Source organism: Mycobacterium sp. 29Ha (assembly GCF_032883055.1).
GTDB classification, from domain to species: domain Bacteria; phylum Actinomycetota; class Actinomycetes; order Mycobacteriales; family Mycobacteriaceae; genus Mycobacterium; species Mycobacterium gallinarum.
In genome coordinates this window covers 12,656-29,814 of record NZ_JAMQTI010000002.1, presented here as the reverse complement: position 1 = coordinate 29,814, position 17,159 = coordinate 12,656, and the positions used below count along the sequence as shown (strand labels likewise).

At 67.5% G+C, this 17,159-nt stretch carries 19 protein-coding genes; 14 read left to right on the top strand and 5 right to left on the bottom strand.

Annotation, left to right across the window (positions count from 1 at the left end):
• Positions 1 to 59: 59 nt before the first annotated feature.
• From M1248_RS02700 to M1248_RS02675, 6 genes are all read left to right on the top strand, one after another.
• The gene (locus M1248_RS02700; protein ID WP_317147479.1) at positions 60 to 440 is read left to right on the top strand and encodes a YlxR family protein; all 381 of its coding nucleotides are present in this window, start codon (positions 60 to 62) and stop codon (positions 438 to 440) included.
• 67 nt (positions 441 to 507) lie between these two features.
• Positions 508 to 3,252 carry a translation initiation factor IF-2 gene (infB, locus tag M1248_RS02695; protein ID WP_163726381.1) on the top strand — a complete coding sequence of 915 codons (2,745 nt, stop codon included), beginning with the start codon at positions 508 to 510 and terminating at the stop codon, positions 3,250 to 3,252.
• Between the two features lie 34 nt (positions 3,253 to 3,286).
• Positions 3,287 to 3,793, top strand: coding sequence for a 30S ribosome-binding factor RbfA (rbfA, locus tag M1248_RS02690; RefSeq protein ID WP_163726385.1), 507 nt, complete (start codon positions 3,287 to 3,289; stop codon positions 3,791 to 3,793).
• The gene (locus M1248_RS02685; RefSeq protein ID WP_163726388.1) at positions 3,768 to 4,766 is read left to right on the top strand and encodes a DHH family phosphoesterase; all 999 of its coding nucleotides are present in this window, start codon (positions 3,768 to 3,770) and stop codon (positions 4,764 to 4,766) included. The genes rbfA and M1248_RS02685 overlap by 26 nt, the downstream gene beginning before the upstream one ends.
• 33 nt (positions 4,767 to 4,799) lie before the next feature.
• Positions 4,800 to 6,164 carry an MATE family efflux transporter gene (locus M1248_RS02680; RefSeq protein ID WP_232076069.1) on the top strand — a complete coding sequence of 455 codons (1,365 nt, stop codon included), beginning with the start codon at positions 4,800 to 4,802 and terminating at the stop codon, positions 6,162 to 6,164.
• 10 nt (positions 6,165 to 6,174) lie between these two features.
• Positions 6,175 to 6,627, top strand: a complete 453-nt coding sequence (locus M1248_RS02675; RefSeq protein ID WP_317147478.1) for a hypothetical protein — start codon at positions 6,175 to 6,177, stop codon at positions 6,625 to 6,627.
• Here M1248_RS02675 and M1248_RS02670 read toward each other — a convergent pair.
• Together M1248_RS02670 and M1248_RS02665 are read right to left on the bottom strand one after the other, a co-directional pair.
• A complete protein-coding gene (locus M1248_RS02670; protein ID WP_163726395.1) occupies positions 6,624 to 7,190 on the bottom strand; it encodes a class I SAM-dependent methyltransferase in 567 nt (188 codons plus the stop codon). The two genes, M1248_RS02675 and M1248_RS02670, sit on opposite strands and share 4 nt — an antisense overlap.
• Entirely contained in the window at positions 7,187 to 7,954 is a 768-nt protein-coding gene (locus M1248_RS02665) for an enoyl-CoA hydratase (RefSeq protein ID WP_163726398.1), read from the bottom strand. Before M1248_RS02665 ends, M1248_RS02670 begins: the two co-directional genes overlap by 4 nt.
• Positions 7,955 to 7,976: 22 nt before the next feature.
• Between M1248_RS02665 and M1248_RS02660 the strand changes: the two genes are divergently transcribed.
• The 3 genes from M1248_RS02660 (at position 7,977) to M1248_RS02650 (ending at position 9,191) form a co-directional block, all read left to right on the top strand.
• Positions 7,977 to 8,258 (top strand): DUF2277 family protein, encoded by a 282-nt coding sequence (locus M1248_RS02660; RefSeq protein WP_163726401.1) that lies wholly within the window; start codon positions 7,977 to 7,979, stop codon positions 8,256 to 8,258.
• On the top strand, positions 8,255 to 8,818 hold the full coding sequence (locus tag M1248_RS02655) for a DUF1802 family protein (RefSeq protein WP_163726404.1): 564 nt from the start codon (positions 8,255 to 8,257) through the stop codon (positions 8,816 to 8,818). The genes M1248_RS02660 and M1248_RS02655 overlap by 4 nt, the downstream gene beginning before the upstream one ends.
• Before the next feature lie 139 nt (positions 8,819 to 8,957).
• Positions 8,958 to 9,191 (top strand): hypothetical protein, encoded by a 234-nt coding sequence (locus M1248_RS02650; protein WP_278221717.1) that lies wholly within the window; start codon positions 8,958 to 8,960, stop codon positions 9,189 to 9,191.
• A 121-nt stretch (positions 9,192 to 9,312) separates the two neighbouring features.
• Here M1248_RS02650 and M1248_RS02645 read toward each other — a convergent pair whose 3' ends face one another.
• Both M1248_RS02645 and M1248_RS02640 read right to left on the bottom strand, forming a co-directional pair.
• Positions 9,313 to 11,004: a CocE/NonD family hydrolase gene (locus M1248_RS02645; protein WP_317147477.1), complete on the bottom strand. Its 1,692-nt coding sequence runs from the start codon at positions 11,002 to 11,004 to the stop codon at positions 9,313 to 9,315.
• Between the two features lie 10 nt (positions 11,005 to 11,014).
• Positions 11,015 to 11,629: a TetR/AcrR family transcriptional regulator gene (locus M1248_RS02640; RefSeq protein ID WP_163726410.1), complete on the bottom strand. Its 615-nt coding sequence runs from the start codon at positions 11,627 to 11,629 to the stop codon at positions 11,015 to 11,017.
• A 55-nt stretch (positions 11,630 to 11,684) separates the two neighbouring features.
• On the opposite strand from M1248_RS02640, the gene M1248_RS02635 reads away from it, so the two are divergent.
• Together M1248_RS02635 and M1248_RS02630 are read left to right on the top strand one after the other, a co-directional pair.
• Complete coding sequence (locus tag M1248_RS02635) at positions 11,685 to 12,818, top strand: sulfotransferase (protein ID WP_317147476.1); 1,134 nt, start codon at positions 11,685 to 11,687, stop codon at positions 12,816 to 12,818.
• The gene (locus M1248_RS02630) at positions 12,808 to 13,869 is read left to right on the top strand and encodes a hypothetical protein (protein WP_163726418.1); all 1,062 of its coding nucleotides are present in this window, start codon (positions 12,808 to 12,810) and stop codon (positions 13,867 to 13,869) included. Before M1248_RS02635 ends, M1248_RS02630 begins: the two co-directional genes overlap by 11 nt.
• On the opposite strand, the gene M1248_RS02625 is transcribed toward M1248_RS02630, so the two are convergent.
• Entirely contained in the window at positions 13,859 to 14,446 is a 588-nt protein-coding gene (locus M1248_RS02625; RefSeq protein WP_163726420.1) for a DUF3558 domain-containing protein, read from the bottom strand. The genes M1248_RS02630 and M1248_RS02625 overlap by 11 nt on opposite strands.
• 156 nt (positions 14,447 to 14,602) lie before the next feature.
• Here M1248_RS02625 and M1248_RS02620 point away from each other — a divergent pair, with 156 nt between their 5' ends.
• From M1248_RS02620 to truB, 3 genes are read left to right on the top strand one after another with little or no spacing between them, the layout of a single operon-like run.
• Complete coding sequence (locus tag M1248_RS02620) at positions 14,603 to 15,583, top strand: metallophosphoesterase family protein (RefSeq protein WP_163726423.1); 981 nt, start codon at positions 14,603 to 14,605, stop codon at positions 15,581 to 15,583.
• Positions 15,580 to 16,260 (top strand): 4'-phosphopantetheinyl transferase, encoded by a 681-nt coding sequence (locus M1248_RS02615; protein WP_317147475.1) that lies wholly within the window; start codon positions 15,580 to 15,582, stop codon positions 16,258 to 16,260. Before M1248_RS02620 ends, M1248_RS02615 begins: the two co-directional genes overlap by 4 nt.
• A complete protein-coding gene (gene truB / locus M1248_RS02610; protein WP_317147474.1) occupies positions 16,257 to 17,138 on the top strand; it encodes a tRNA pseudouridine(55) synthase TruB in 882 nt (293 codons plus the stop codon). The genes M1248_RS02615 and truB overlap by 4 nt, the downstream gene beginning before the upstream one ends.
• Positions 17,139 to 17,159: the final 21 nt, after the last annotated feature.

Sequence of the window (17,159 nt, the reverse complement as noted above, 5' to 3'; positions counted from 1 at the left end):
CGACTGATCGGCACGGACGGCCATTTAGGTGCATCGACCAGGTATGGCTAGACTGAACCGTGATCCAGCGCGAGACTCCAGCTTCGCCGCACAGACGACCAGAGGGACCGGTTCGTACGTGCGTCGGCTGCCGGAAGCGAGAGCTGGCCGTCGAACTGCTTCGTGTAGTGGCTGCGGACGGCGGGAATGGCGACTGTGCCGTGACCGTTGACACCGCGAGAAAGCTGCCGGGGCGGGGTGCTTGGTTGCACCTCGATCCGCAGTGTCTAGACGCAGCAATCCGGCGGCGAGCATTCGTCCGAGCGTTACGGATCACCGGTTCACCGGACACCACCGCGGTGCAAGAGCATTTGAGCGCAGTTCGAGGCGCTGAAGTGGCCGCGCACCAAGGCGACAGGACAGGTAGCGAAGAACATGAGCACACCGTGAAGTCTCGATGACCATGCGTCATAGCTAACCCGAGGCGCGGCGCCGACCACCGCTGCCGCCTCCTAGACAGGAGTTGTAGTGGCAGGTAAGGCCCGTGTACACGAGTTGGCAAAAGAGCTCGGTGTCACCAGTAAGGAAGTTCTCGCCCGACTGAGCGATCAGGGCGAATTCGTCAAATCCGCGTCCTCCACTGTGGAGGCCCCCGTTGCGCGCCGGTTGCGCGAATCCTTCGGCGGCGGCAAACCCGCCGCGGACAAGGCCCCGGCAAGCGGCAATGGTTCGCCGGCCAGCGCGCCGGCCAAGGCTGCCGCGACGGCCGCAAAGCCCGGCGCTCCCAAGCCGGCGGCGCCCGCGCCTCCGCCCGCACCCGCAGCACCCCCTGAGCCCGCGGCACCCCCGGCAGCCGCAGCGACGCCGCAACCCGCGGCACCGCCGGCCGCACCCCCGGCTCAGCCTGCGCCGACCCCGGGTGCGACGCCCGGTCCCCGGCCCGGCCCGGCGCCCAAGCCCGCCGCGCGGGCACCGCGCGTCGGCAACAATCCTTTCTCGTCCCAGACGCCGGTCGAGCGGCCGGCTCCGCGTCCGCAGGCACCCCGTCCGGGTGCCCCGCGACCGGGAGCCCCTCGCCCGGGCATGTCGCCGGGCAATATGCCTCCACGTCCGGCCGGACCCCGGCCGGGTGTCGGCGCCGGCGGCGGTCGCCCCGGCGGCCCGCGTCCCGGTCCAGGTGGCCGTGGTCCCGGCGGCGGCAGCGGAGGTGGTCGTCCAGGCGGTCCCGGCGGCGGTGGCGGCGGCGGTAACTACCGCGGCGGCGGCGCCGGCGGTGGTGGCGGCGCAGGCGGAGCGGCTGCTGGAGGCTTCCGAGGTCGTCCCGGTGGTGGCGGTCGTCCCGGCCAGCGCGGTGGCGCGGCGGGTGCGTTCGGCCGTCCCGGCGGTGCGCCCAAGCGTGGACGTAAGTCAAAGCGGGCGAAACGCGCCGAATACGAGAACATGCAGGCACCCGTCGTCGGTGGCGTGCGGTTGCCGCACGGCAATGGTGAGGTCATCCGGCTCGCCCGCGGCGCATCGCTGGTGGACTTCGCCGAGAAGATCGATGCCAACCCGGCAGCCCTGGTGCAGGCACTGTTCAATCTCGGCGAGATGGTGACCGCGACGCAGTCCGTGGGCGACGAGACGCTCGAACTGCTCGGCGGCGAGATGAACTACGTCGTGCAGGTGGTGTCCCCGGAGGACGAGGACCGCGAACTGCTGGAGTCGTTCGATCTCACCTACGGCGAAGACGAGGGCGGCGAGGACGATCTCGAGGTCCGCCCGCCGGTCGTCACCGTCATGGGTCACGTCGACCACGGCAAGACCCGACTGCTCGACACCATCCGTAACGCCAGCGTGCGTGAGGGCGAGGCCGGCGGCATCACCCAGCACATCGGCGCCTACCAGGTTGCCGTCGAACACGACGGCAGCGAACGGCCGATCACCTTCATCGACACCCCGGGCCACGAGGCGTTCACCGCCATGCGTGCGCGCGGTGCGAAGGCCACCGACATCGCGATCCTGGTGGTCGCGGCCGATGACGGCGTCATGCCGCAGACGGTGGAGGCCATCAACCACGCACAGGCGGCCGACGTGCCGATCGTGGTGGCGGTCAACAAGATCGACAAAGAGGGCGCCGACCCGTCGAAGATCCGGGCCCAGCTCACCGAGTACAACCTGGTGGCTGAGGACTTCGGTGGCGACACGATGTTCGTCGACATCTCGGCGAAGCAGGGCACCAACATCCAGGCGCTGCTCGAGGCGGTGCTGCTGACCGCAGATGCCGCACTCGACCTGCGGGCGAACCCGGATATGGAAGCCCAGGGTGTGGCCATCGAGGCGCACCTGGACCGCGGTCGCGGACCGGTTGCCACGGTGCTCATCCAGCGCGGCACCCTGCGCGTCGGTGACTCGATCGTGGCCGGCGACGCGTACGGTCGCGTCCGGCGCATGGTCGACGAACACGGCGAGGATGTCGAAGAGGCGCTGCCGTCACGCCCGGTGCAGGTTGTCGGGTTCACGTCGGTGCCCGGTGCCGGTGACAACCTGCTCGTCGTCGACGAGGACCGCATCGCCCGGCAGATCGCAGACCGGCGCAGCGCGCGCAAGCGCAACGCACTGGCCGCGCGCACGCGTAAGCGGATCAGCCTGGACGATCTCGATGCAGCGTTGAAGGAGACGTCGCAGCTGAACTTGATCCTCAAGGGTGACAACTCCGGCACCGTCGAGGCGCTGGAAGAGGCCCTGCTGGGTATCGAGATCGACGACGAGGTCGAGTTGCGTGTCATCGACCGCGGCGTCGGTGGTGTCACCGAGACCAACGTCAACCTGGCGTCGGCTTCGGATGCGATCATCATCGGCTTCAATGTCCGTGCCGAGGGCAAGGCCACCGAGCTGGCCAACCGCGAGGGCGTCGACATCCGGTACTACTCAGTGATCTACCAGGCCATCGACGAGATCCAGAGCGCGCTCAAGGGCATGCTCAAACCGGTCTACGAGGAGAAGGAACTCGGCCGCGCCGAGATCCGCGCGATCTTCCGTTCGTCGAAGGTCGGCAACATCGCCGGTTGCCTCGTCACCTCCGGTCTCATCCGCCGCAACGCCAAGGCGCGACTGCTTCGCGACAACGTCGTGGTGGCCGAGACCGTCACGATCTCCTCGTTGCGACGGGAGAAGGACGACGTCACCGAGGTGCGCGACGGATACGAGTGTGGTCTCACGCTGACGTACTCCGACATCAAGGAAGGCGACGTCATCGAGGCGTACGAGCTCGTCGAGAAGGAACGCACGTGATGAGCCGCTCAGGCGAAGAACAGAGGGCCTGAGCATGCCCGATCCGGCACGGGCACGCCGGCTGGCCAAGCGCATATCCGAGATCGTCGCCACGGCGATCGAGTACGAGATCAAGGATCCGCGACTGGCCGGCGTGACGATCACCGACGCCAAGGTGACGAACGACCTGCACGACGCCACGCTGTATTACACCGTCCTGGGCAGTTCGCTCGACGAGGAGCCGGATTACGCCGGCGCGGAGGCCGGGCTGTCGAAGGCGACGGGTGTGCTGCGCTCCAGGGTGGGAGCGGCGCTCGGCGTGCGCTTCACCCCCACCTTGGCGTTCGCGCGGGACACCGTGCCCGATGCGGCGAACCGGATGGAGGAGCTGCTGGCTCGCGCGCGCGCCGCGGATGAGGATTTGGCGAGAGTTCGTGAAGGTGCCCAGCACGCCGGGGAGGCTGACCCGTACCGTGTAGAAGGGGCGCTGGGAAGCGGTGGGGACCGAGACGACGAGTTCGACGCTGAGGACACCGGTGACCGCGATCGACAAAGCGACTGACGCACCCGCCACAGGCGACCGGGTAGACGCCCGCGGCGCGGCCGACCTGCTGGCCGCGGCACACAGTGTCAGTGTGGTGTGCCACGTGTATCCCGACGCGGACACGCTGGGCGCCGGCCTGGCTTTGGCGCTGGTACTCGACAATTCGGGCAAGACCGTTCAGGTCAGCTTCGCGGCACCGGCCGATCTGCCCGAATCGCTTCAGACACTGCCCGGCGCACACCTTCTCGTCGAGCCCGACGCGATGCTCCGGGACGCCGATCTGGTGGTGACCGTCGACATCCCCAGCGTCAATCGCCTCGGTGCACTGAGTGAGCTGGCCGACTCCGACCGCGAGGTCTTGGTCATCGACCACCACGCCTCCAACCTGATGTTCGGCACCGCCAACTTCGTCGACCCCTCCGCGGACTCCACCACCATGCTGGTGGCCGAACTCCTCGACGCCTGGGGCAAGCCGATCGATCTCGGCGTCGCGCACTGTCTGTACGCCGGGCTGACCACCGACACCGGTTCATTCCGCTGGGCCAGCGCCCGCGCGCACCGACTGGCCGCCCGGCTCGTCGAGTTGGGTGTCGACAACGCCTCGATCAGCCGTACCCTGCTCGACACGCACCCGTTCGCGTGGCTGCCGATGCTGTCGCGTGTGCTGGCCTCGGCGCAACTGCTGCCTGACGCCGCCGACGGTCGCGGCCTGGTGTATACCGTTGTGGGACACCAGGAATGGGAGAAGGCGCGGCCGGAGGAGGTCGAGAGCATCGTCGACATCGTGCGCACGACCCAACAGGCCGAGGTGGCCGCGGTCTTCAAGGAGATCGAGCCCGGGCACTGGTCGGTGTCGATGCGCTCGAAGTCCTACGACCTGGCGGCGCTCGCCAGCACCTTCGGCGGCGGTGGGCATCGACAGGCGGCCGGCTATTCGGCGAACGGGTCCGCCGACGACGTCGTCCGGGCGCTCCGCGAGGCCCTCCGCTGACCATGTCTGCGCGCGCGTCCATCAGCCGGCGCATTGACTGAACCGGCCGACGGCGCGGCGGTCCCGACTGGGCCCACGCGTCAGCCGGGGACGACCGGCCGCCGCATCGCCGCCCTGGCGCTACCGGCTCTCGGGGTGCTGGCCGCAGAGCCGATTTATCTGCTGTTCGACATCGCCATCGTCGGCCGCCTTGGCGCCCTGCCGCTGGCCGGCCTGGCCATCGGCGGACTGATCCTGGCGACTCTCAGCTCCCAGATGACGTTCCTGTCCTACGGCACCACCGCGCGCTCGGCGCGGTTCTTCGGTGCGGGCGACCGTCGGGCCGCGGTCGGCGAAGGCCTGCAGGCTACCTGGCTGGCACTGGGTCTGGGCATGGTGATCGTCATCGTGGTGCAGGCCGGCGCCGTACCGCTGGTGTCCGCATTGGCTGGGGCTTCGGAGGGCGGCGAGATCGCGGACGAGGCCCTGCCGTGGGTACGCATCGCGATTTTCGGCGTTCCGGCGATCCTCATCTCGGCGGCGGGCAACGGGTGGATGCGCGGCGTGCAGGACACCGTGCGCCCGCTGCGCTACGTCGTGACGGGGTTCGTGTTGTCGGCCCTGCTGTGCCCACTGCTGGTGTACGGCTGGCTGGGGATGCCCAGGCTCGAACTGGAGGGCTCGGCGTTGGCCAACGTCGTCGGGCAGTGGCTCGCTGCGCTCCTCTTCCTGCGCGCTCTATACGTGGAGCGGGTGTCCCTGCGGATCGACCCGGCGATCCTGCGGGCACAGGTCGTGCTGGGGCGTGATCTGCTGTTGCGCACCTTGGCCTTTCAGGCGTGCTTCGTCTCTGCGGGCGCTGTCGCCGCCAGGTTCGGCGCCGCGGCGGTCGCGGCGCACCAGGTGGTGCTTCAGCTGTGGAATTTTCTTGCCCTGGTGCTGGACTCGCTGGCGATCGCCGCACAGTCGCTGGTGGGTGCCGCGCTGGGCGCGGGTCAGCTGGCGCACGCACGATCGGTGGCGTGGCGGGTCACGATCTTCTCCACCCTCGCCTCCGCGCTGCTGGCAGGTGTGTTTGCCGTCGGCGCCTCGGTCATCCCGAGCATCTTCACCGACGACCGTTCGGTGCTCGACGCTATTCGCGTCCCGTGGTGGTTCATGGTCGCTCAATTGCCGGTCGCCGGAATCGTTTTCGCGCTCGACGGGGTGCTGCTGGGTGCCGGTGACGCCAAGTTCATGCGCAACGCCACACTGATCAGCGCACTGGTCGGGTTCCTGCCGCTGATCTGGCTGTCGCTGGGTTACGGATGGGGCCTGCTCGGTATCTGGGCCGGGCTGTCGACGTTCATGGTGCTGCGGCTCGTGTTCGTCGGCTGGCGGGCGTTCTCCGGACGCTGGCTGGTGGCGGGCACTGGTTAGGCTGACGGCCATGAAACGGTTCGCGATCGCGCTTGCCGCCGGCGCAGCGGCAAGTTTGGTCGCGGCGCCGTCGGCGGCGGCGGAGCCGACGGTCGGCACCGCGGTCTACGTGCAGATCCGCCAGTCGTTCGCACCGGTGGACGGCGACGACCAATGCGTCGGCACGTCAGCGCTCGGGGCCGTTCGCCGAGGATCTTCGGTGGTCCTCTCCGAGGGCGGCGTTGCGACCGATGGCCCCAAAGTGGCCGTCGGTCAATTCTTCCGCTCTCGCCTCAGGGACGGCGTCTGCGAGGCGCTGTACATCACGAGCGCGCCGACGAGGCCGGCCTTCAACGTCCAGTTCGCCGGCCCCGGCGGTGAGTTGAGTCCGGTGTTCGGCCCAACCGCGTCCGAGCCCGTCACGTATCAGCCGGGAATCGAGCAGGTGGTCAAGGTCGACATCGACCTGCCGCCCACCCCCTAACTAGCGACGTGTGCGATCGCCGACCAGCCGTACGGATTGGTTCGCACCTCGATGCGTTCGAAACCCGCTGCCTCCAAACGTGATTGCAGTGTCACGGGGTCGACGGGGTTGTACGTGTCGCCTTCGTGATGCGCCTCGAGCTCGGCGCTGGCCAGGCTGTCGCTGGCGACCAGCGCGGCACCGGGCCGAAGGACACGGGCGACTTCGGCGAACAGCCGGTCCTGCAACTCGATGGTAGGAACGTGATGCAGCATCGTGAAACACGCTGCACCGGTGAACCGGTCGTCCTCGTACGTCAGTGCCGTCGCATCGCCGCGCACGATCCTCACGCCGGGCTTGTCGGCGAATCGGTCGGTCAGCATCGCTGCAAGCTGCTCGTCGATCTCCACCGACGTCAGCTTCGGCACCGACTCGCTGAGCACGTCGGTGGTCGCGCCATAGCCGGGACCGACCTCCAAAACGTCGTCACCCAAATCGGTTTCGCCCAACGCCCACGGCAGGATGACCTCGCGAATCATCTGACGCCACTCGTCGCTGCCGCAGCGCTCGTGGGCCTCGTTCACCGAACCTGTGCCCTTCCGCGTTCGAACACCGCGGCGCGGTTGGCGGCGATGTCGTCTCCGCTGGCCGAGCGCATCCACGCGACCGCCGAGTCAGCCTCCAGGGCCAGACCCTCGGCGGTGCCGGCCTCGTCGATGCGATGATAGGACGCCAGCAGCGCCCGCACCGCCTTCTGGTTGTTGCCGACGATCGCCGCCGCCACCCTGCGCGCAGTGGGCATCAGCTCGTCGTGCGGCACGACCTCGGTGACCAGACCGGCCCGCAGTGCCTCGGTGGCCGAGAGGTAGTCACCGGTCATGCTCATCCGGCGCGCCATTCCGACACCGACCTTCTGCGGTAGCCGCACGGACAAACCCCAGGTCGGCAGCAGCCCGACCCGGGCGTGGGTGTCGGCGAACCGGGCGTTCTCGGAGGCGATGAGGATGTCGCAGTAGAGCGCGAGCTCCAGGCCACCCGTCACCGCCGCGCCGTTGATCGCGCCGATCACCGGCTTGGTCATCGCGGGCCACTTCGGCGAGATGTCGGGCAGCTCGGTGGTGTCGCCGAGTTCCTTGAGGTCCAGTCCCGCGCAGAACACCGGGTCGGTGCCGGTGAAGATGACGACGTCGACGTCATCGGCGCTCTCCGCATCCCGCAGCGCCTGGAAGAACTGGGTGCGAAGCGCCGAGGACAGGGCGTTGCGGGCCCGCGGGCGGTTCAGCGTCAGCGTCCGCACCCGATCCTGGGTGTCGATCAGCAGGATGTCGGTGTTGTTGGGGTCTGTCATGGCTCGAACCTATCGTGGAGCCATGTGCCGAAACATCACCGAGCTACGCGGACTCGAACCGGCAGCCACCGCGGAGGAAATCGAAGCGGCCTCACGTCAGTACGTCCGTAAGGTCAGCGGAATCACGCGGCCGTCCGGAGCGAACGCCGAAGCGTTCGAGGAGGCCGTCGCCGAGGTCACCGCGATCACCACCCGGCTGTTGGCCGGGCTGGCGCCACGACGCCAACCACCCAAGACGGTTCCACCGCTGAGGCGCCCCGAGGTGCAGGCGCGCATCGAGGCCAGAGCCGCCGGCACCGGGTGACCGCGCGGACGCCGACCCAGCCCGCGCTCAAGGAGTGGGGCGCGGCGGTGCACGGCCTGCTCGACGGCAGGCAGACGGTGCTACTGCGCAAGGGCGGCATCCACGAGAAGCGGTTCGCGCTCAGCGCATCGCGCTTCTTGTTCTTTCCCACGGTCGCCCACAGCCATACCGAGCGGGTACGGCCTGAACACCACGATCTGCTCGACGCCGCGGCCGCCGACAGTAGCGAGGCCGAGGTCGTCCTGCGGGCCGGCGCCAAGGTTGTCGCCGCCATCGAGGTCGGCCGGCCAGACAGTCTCGATGAGATCGAGGCGCTGCACATCTGGACCGCCGCATCGGTACGGGCTGATCGGCTGGACTTCCGGCCCAAGCACCGTCTCACCGTGTTGGTGGTGCAGGCCAGCCCGTTGCGGGAGCCCGTGCGTCTACCCCGCACGCCCGAGTACGCCGGCTGTAAGAGCTGGGTGCCGCTGCCCGTCGATCCGGACTGGGGACCGCCGGTCCACTCGGCTGAGGAACTCGAGAATCTGGCCGCCCAGGTCCGCCGCGCCGTCGGCTGAGAAAAGTTTGCCGCGAAAGCGGGGCGGGCCCTACTTTTTGAATTGGATATGAGGCACGCGACATGCGTGCGATCTCTCCCTAAATTGAATGTTGTGCGGAAAATGCACGGCAACAGAAAATGGATGAGGGAGAAAGATAATGAACATCAAGCCGCGTAATTTCGCAATGCTGTTGGGCGCCGGGGCCGTCGCCGCCGCCATCGCGTCGGCACCGGGCGCCGCTGCCGCAAGCGTGACGAGCACGCACGATTCGGGTGGCAGCACCACAACTCAGCGACCCGGCCACGTGTCGATCCATACGACGCCGCCGTTGGTCTCGCCGCCAAAGGTGTGGGGCTCCCACTCGTCGCCGCTTTTTGTTTTGGGTGACTGACCGTATACGAGATGGCAGGCGAAAGGGCATATAGCCATTCGCCTGCCATCTTTTGTCGTTAGGATATGCGTTTCCTATGAATCACTTGCATTTCATGAATTCTGCAATCAACGGTCGGCAATTATGTTTGCTCAGCCGCCGAAGGCGCATCAGGGCCCGCGGGCAGCACGAGCCGCGACACGCCACCCTCGCCGAGGTGCACGGTGTGTGTCGACACCATGAGCTCTCGCGCGCTGACCAGGGGCTCGTTGGTACCGAGATTGCGGACGAACCGCGGATGCGAGCCGCCGGCGACCAGCACCCGGATCCGCGAACCGGCGCGGAATCGGTGGGCGGTCGCGTCCATTTCGATGCGAACGGTGCCGGGATCACCTGAAGCCGTCGCGCTGCGGCGGTATCCGTCGCTCACATTGCGGGAGACGCCCTTGGCGTCGACTTCGCTGATCCGGACGAACACGTCGTGGTACGGGTTGTCGCAGGAATGCGCCAACTCGACCACCGGTGTCCCCACGACATACAGATCGGCAGGCAGCCGGTCGCCGGTGAAGCACAGCACGTCGGGCCGCTCGGCGAGTTTCGCGTCCTTGCGGTAGCCACCCTCGGGTGCGAGCATCCGGCCGCCGATCGTGGGGGTCGGATCCACCGGGTTGTACGTGAATCGGGTCGGGGATGCGGTGTCGGGCGGCACTGCGTCGCCGAGACGGCCGGTGGGTTGCAGGTAGAGCACTCGCTCGGGCATCGCTGGCGGCCACTCCGGCAGGTCGGTCCAGCCTTTGCCGTTCACTTCGATGCGGACCGGACTGCGCGTCGTTCCTTTGCCGCCGAGGTGTGCGTCGAACCAGTCCAGCGATTCGCGCGTCACCGTCCCCGCCGCCTTGTACATGACCTGTGTGTGCGTCCACGATCCGATGGTCGCGGCGACGTCGACCCCGCGTCGCTTCAGCGTGTCGTATTGCGTGAGTGTCTGCTCGAGAAACAGGTCTTGCCAGCCGCCGATCAGCAACACCGGAACATCGGTGCGCTGCAACGCGTCCCACGCGCTCCTGTCAGCCCAGAACGGATCGTCGGCCTCGGGATGGCAGAGCCAATCCTCCCACCACGTCGCGCCCTTGCCCAGTAGCGCTCGGCCGGCGTCTCCTGCCGGGAGCCCGCTCGTCGCCCGACTCAACGCACGCCGGGCGCGCAACTGCCGGATCGTGGAACGCAGTTTCGGATCCTCCTGGCGCGCAACCAGGTCGCTCCAGCCGAGGAAGTCGTTCAGCCCGAACGAGCCGGTGCCCCACCGCGGGCCGCTGGGATCGTGCAGGCCCACCGTGATGACGGCGGCCTTCATCTCTGGTGGTGGGTCGGCGAGCAGTGCCCACTGGGTGAAGCCGAGATACGACAGGCCTATGGTGGCGAACGAACCGGTGAACCATGGCTGGCGCCTCAGCCACTCGACGGTGTCCGCGCCGTCGGCCTTCTCGTGGACCATCGGGACGAAGTCCCCACCGGAGCCGAATGTGCCACGCACACTTTGGAACACCACGTGGTACCCACGCGCGGCGTACACGCCGGCGTACATCGAGGAGAACGGGAAGCCTCGGCCGTATGGGCAGCGCACCAGCAGCGTGCCCGCCGGATGGGCAGTCGCCGGTTCGTAGTGGTCGGCGAGCAATTCGACACCGTCGCGCATCGGCACCCGCACGGTGTGCACCGAATATTCGGTCGTCGGCGGGGGCAGGCGAAGCAGTCGGGTCAGGGTCCGGTCGCGGAATGTCCCTAATCTGCCTCGGGATGGTGTGGAGGTGGCGTTGTCGGAGACCGCGGTCATCTCACGCACGCTACGCGGGTGGCGCATCGTCGTCCTCGATAGCACCGATCACCTTGGCCATGACCCACCCGATCGCGCGCGTCGCATCGGGCCCGTCGATGCCCCATACCCCCACCAACCGCTCATAACTCGGCACGTTCCACAGCACGTCGAGCAGGGCCGCAGCCATCTGCTGCTGGGCGGCCGACCACGCGGGGGCGGCCGCCGACACCGCACGTACGAGCGCTTCGCGCCGACGGGCGTCGACGCCGACGAATGTCGGATCCTGCGGCGTGTCAACGGATTTCCGTACCGAGAAGCGTTGTAGGGACGCGAACACTCTGGCCGTCACCTCGTCGATGTTGGCCAGGTCGACATCCTCGTAGGAGATGCCCGCCTCGGACTCCAGTCGTTGCATGACCGCGTCGTGCAGATGTCGTTCGGTGGGGAAGTGCCGGTAGACGGTGCGCTCGCCGACGCCCGCCCGTTCGGCCACCGCCTTGAACGTCAGATCTCGCCAGTTCCAGGAGTCGAACGCGTGCACCAATTCGCTGCCGGCCGCGACGATGCGCTCCCGCGTCTGGGCCGCTTTCTGCTGACGCGCCCGGTTGTCGTAGGTGCGCCGCGCTATTGACGACTCGCTCATAATAGTGACAGTGTACTGTCACCAAATTGACTCTGCGCCGAAGGGGAGGTGCACCGTGCCATCGCTGGACGACCTGACCGGGGCCGCAGTGCAACGCACCGGACTCGACGACTTCGGCGACGACTCCTTCCGCGAGGGCCTCGGGATCCTCGTGCGCGCCCTGGATGAGGAAGCGCGACTGAACGCCCGAGGCGAAGCGTTCGTCTACGACCGGATCGGACTACACCTGTGCCAGCGGCTACAGGTCGAGGACTGGTATCGCCGTCATCCCGAGATCGACGACGAGCAGATCGAGGCACCGCTGTTCGGACTCGGTCTGCCCCGCACCGGGTCGACGGCGCTGTCGTTCCTGCTGGCCCGCGATCCACACATCCGCTACCTACGCAGTTGGGAGTCCACCCGGCCATGCCCGCCCCCTTCGACGGTGCAGGGTGACGATCCGAGAATCCCGCTCGAGGCGCGCCCCGTCGTCGTCGGCAGCAGGCACCACGTGCCCAACGACGTTGCGGGACCGATGGAATGCCTCGATCTGATGGCGCTCGACTTCAAATCCCAGATGTTCCAGGCGTTCGCGCAGATACCGTCGTACTCCGACTGGCTGCTGGACGGGGCCGACTTCACGTCCACCTACCACTACGAGCTTCGCGTGCTCAAGCTGCTGCAGTGGGGTGAGCCCACACGACCGTGGCGGTTGAAGTCACCCGCTCACGTGATCTCCCTCGGCTTCCTCGACCGGGTGTTCCCGGATGCCCGATTCGTGATGACCCACCGCGACCCGACCGACGTGATGCTCTCGGTCGCCGATGTATACGCCGACATCGTCTCCGGCTTCAGCGATGACGTCGACCGCCGGTATCTGGGTGAGCTCAACGTCAAACAGTGGTCGACGGGCATCGACCGCGTGCTGAAGTTCCGCTCCGGCGGCGCCGATGATCGCTTCTTCGACATCGACTTCCGAGCTATGCAGGACGACCCGATCGGCCAGGTGCGCCGACTGTACGCCTGGCTCGGAGCACCCGTTACCACTGAGTTCGAGGACGGCATGCGCGCGTGGTGGGCCGAGAACGCCGAGAACCGCGAACCACACCCGAAAACCGACGCGCAGGCATTCGGTATGGATCCCAACGCGATTCGGCCGCTGTTCGCCACCTACGTCGACGCCCACCTGGGAGGCTCGCATGGCAATTGACCTGACCGGCGGCATCGACGCGGAGCGCGAATACATGTTCGCGCAGCGACCGGACAACCCGGAGATGCGGGATTCGGTGAGTTTCTGGGTCGTCGACGACCGCGGCAGTGTGGGGTTGCCACGCATCGGTGTCGAAGCGGTCGCCGCGAACTGGGAGGCGCACGGCGTCCAGGTGAACGTCGCGTTCGCCGACGGGCGCGTGTACCGACTGCGTGACGAGGGCAAGAGCCTGTCGCCCATCGGCGCCGACGGTAAGCCGTCGGTCCTGGGCGCCGGCCCGCTCGCGTTCACGTGCGTCAGACCGTTCGACGTGTGGACCATGGCGTTCGACGGAAAGGCCAACGCGACGTCGTCGGCAGACCTGATCGAGGGTCGCAAGGACGGGCCGTCGGTCGACCTGCGATTTGAGGTCGAGGCGATCATGGCGGTGCCGCCGTGGGTGCAAGGCGCACTGCAGGCCGATGCGGAGGCGCAGCTGAAGACGTCGATCGTCGGCGATCTCATGGGAGGACCCCGCTACGAGCAGCTGTTTCGGGCGACGGGCTCAGTGCACGTGGCAGGCGAACAGCACGCGTTCGCGGGGAGCGGCCTCCGGATCCGTCGCCAGGGCGTACGCCGTCTCGAGGGGTTCTGGGGCCACTGCTGGCAGTCGGCGCTCTTTCCGGGCGGACGGGCGTTCGGCTACATCGCCTACCCGCAGCGGCCCGACGGTGAGCCCGCGTTCAACGAGGGCTATCTGTTTGACGGTGACGGTGAGCTGATCCCGGCGCGTGCCGTGCAGGCGCCGTGGCTGACCCGGCTGGAGCCAAAGGGGGAGGACGTCTCCGTCGTGCTTCAAACCGCGCGCGGCAACGTGCACATCGAGGGTGAGACCGTGGTGTCGACGCACGACATCACCGATCCCAGCGAGGTGCCCGCCGAAATGCTCGAGAAGATGGCGAATTGGACCTTTCCGGCGCTACAGCAGGCCGGTGTGCGCTACCGCTGGGACGGTGAAGAAACCATCGGAATGCTCGAACGCTCGAGCCCGATGGACAAGATCACTCGTTAGAAGGGCCCTGGAAGATGTAGTGCGGCACCAGCTCGTGGGCGCGCTGCAGGTTGGTCTGCATGCAGTCCGGTTGCGGGTTGGAGTAGATCGTCGAGAAGAAGATCGTCTGTTGGATCAGGCCGTAGTCGGTGTCGAATCCGATGGCGCAGGTGATCCACCAGCGGTTGTTCCAGTCGGTCGGCTTCATGACCCACCACTGCGCGGCACGGTGGCCGTCGATGTCGAGTTGGATGGCATCCGCCGGTAGCGCCTCTTCGAACGTCTTCCACACGAAGGCCTCGACGGTCATCTGATAGTTGCCCGCGTCGTACTTGCACCGCATCCCTTCCTCGGGGATCGGCGGTGTGAAGGTCAGGCCGAGGGACCCCATCACGTCGAGTGGGAGGTCACGGCACGGGTTGAACGGGTCCGGATCGGTGATGTCGATGACCGGATACTTGATGGTGGTTGTGACGTTGGTCATCGGAATATCCGACGCGCGCACCTGCATGGGTCCGCCGGGGTGGGACTGGCCGACCGCGATCACCGCTGCGACGAGCGCACACAGCGCTGCGAGAATGCGCAGCTTGGCGATCATTACACCCCCTGCTGTCGTGGCGGCGGGGCCGCCGGCCTCTGGACCGATCCTGCCCGGGGAGTGTAGCGGCCCGCAGTCAGGGTCCGAAGCGGAAAAGAGAACATGTTCTAGTTGGGTTGCGGGCGCGATCATCGCCCGCACGTAGGCTGGAGGGCTGTGACACGCGACGATCAGGCAGCCCCACGGGAGCCGGCTGGCCGCCGACGTCCGACACTGTGGGCGATCAGCGACCTTCACACCGGTCACACGGGCAACAAGCCCGTCACGGAGTCGCTGCACCCGTCCACCCCCGACGACTGGCTGATCGTGGCCGGCGATGTCGGTGAACGCACCGACGAGATCTACTGGGCTCTGGACTTGCTGCGAAAGCGCTTCGCCAAGGTGATCTGGGTCCCGGGCAATCACGAGCTGTGGACCACCAACCGCGACCCGATGCAGATCTTCGGCAAGGCCCGCTACGACTACCTGGTCGACATCTGCGACCAGATGGGCGTCATCACCCCCGAGCACCCGTTTCCGGTGTGGACGGAAGAGGGCGGCCCGGCGACGATCGTGCCGATGTTCCTGCTCTACGACTACACGTTTCTGCCGGAGGGGGCAGCGACCAAGGCCGAGGGGCTGGCCATTGCCCGCGAGCGCAACATCGTGGGCACCGACGAGTACCTGTTGTCGGCCGAGCCGTACGCCACCCGCGACGCATGGTGTCGCGACCGGGTCGCCTCGACCCGAAAGCGGCTCGAGGACCTCGACTGGATGACTCCCAACATCCTGGTGAACCACTTCCCGTTGGTCCGCGAACCGTGCGATGCGATGTTCTATCCGGAGTTCGCGCTGTGGTGCGGCACCACGGCGACCGCCGACTGGCACACCCGCTACAACGCGCTGTGCTCGGTGTACGGCCACCTGCACATCCCTCGCACCACGTGGTACGACGGGGTTCGCCACGAGGAAGTGTCGGTCGGATATCCGCGGGAGTGGCGGCGCCGCAAGCCATATCGCTGGCTGCGGCAGATACTTCCCGATCCTAAGTACTCGCCCGGTTATCTCAACGAATTCGGCGGGCACTTCGAGATCACGCAGGAGATGCGCGAGCACGCCCAGAAGATGCAGCAACGCATCCAGGCCAGGTACTCATGACGGGCATGGCGACCCTGCTCTCCGGCGTGCTGCCCGAGCACGGCCAGGCGCTGGCTGCGGCGGAGATGTATACCGACCCACCGGAACTCGCACCGCTGCCCGAAGAAGAGCCGCTTATCGCGAAGTCAGTCGCCAAGCGCCGCAACGAGTTCATCACCGTGCGTCACTGCGCGCGGGAGGCGCTCGGCGAGCTCGGTATTGAACCCGTACCGATCCTCAAGGGGGAGAAGGGCGAACCGTGCTGGCCCGACGGCGTCGTCGGCAGCCTCACCCACTGTGAGGGCTTCCGCGGCGCGGCTGTGGCCCGGCAGGACGCGATCCGCTCCGTCGGTATCGACGCCGAGCCGCACGACGTGCTCCCCAACGGCGTGCTCGACGCCATCAGCCTGCCAGGGGAGCGCACTGAGCTACAGGCGCTTCCAGGCGGGCTGCATTGGGACCGAATCCTGTTCTGCGCCAAGGAAGCCACCTACAAAGCGTGGTTTCCTGTCACGAACCGCTGGCTGGGATTCGAGGACGCGCACATCACGTTCGACATCGACGGCACCGGCATGGCGGGCGGATTCGAATCACGCATCCTCGTCGACCCGTCTGCACCGTCGGGGCCACCGCTGCAGACGCTGGCGGGCCGGTGGTCGGTGCGCGACGGTCTTGCGCTCACGGCGATAGTGCTGTGACCGAAGCTGGTCTTGTCGTCGTGGACAAGCCGGCGGGGATGACCAGCCACGACGTGGTGGGTCGCTGCAGGCGGATCTTCGGCACCCGAAAGGTTGGTCACGCGGGCACTCTCGACCCGATGGCTACGGGCGTGCTGGTGGTCGGTATCGAACGGGCCACTAAGATCCTCGGCATGCTGACGGCGACCGACAAGTCGTACGCCGCGACGATCCGGTTGGGTCAGACCACGTCGACCGAGGACGCCGAAGGCGAAGTGCTGCAGACGGTTTCGGCCTCCGGTGTTGGTGCGGCGCAGATCGAGACCGCGGTGGCTGCGTTGCGCGGTGAGATCGATCAGATTCCGTCGGCAGTGAGCGCCATCAAGGTCGACGGGCAGCGGGCCTACAAGCTGGCCCGCGAGGGACAAACCGTCGAGCTCGCGCCGCGCAGGGTGCGCATCGAGCGGTTCGACGTGCTATCCGTCCGGCATGAGGGCGATCTCGTCGACGTCGACGTCGACGTCGACTGCTCCAGCGGAACCTACATCCGCGCGCTGGCTCGCGACGTGGGCGCCGCGCTCGGCGTCGGTGGACATCTCACCGCACTGCGCCGGACGAGGGTCGGCACGTTCGAGCTGGATCAGGCCGCCCGTCTGGAGGACCTCGCCGAACGGCCGCGCCTTTCGTACACGCTCGACGAGGCGTGCCTGCTGGCGTTCCCGCGTCGCGACCTGACTGCTGAGGAAACCGAGGACACCCGTCATGGGCGGCCGCTGAAAGTCGCTGGCATCGAAGGTGTTTACGCGGCAACCGCAGTCGACGGGCGGGTCATCGCGCTGCTGAGAGACGACGCGATCCGCACCAAGTCGGTGGTCGTGCTGCGGCCGGCCACCCTCTAGCGGTCGCGGGCAGGCCGACTG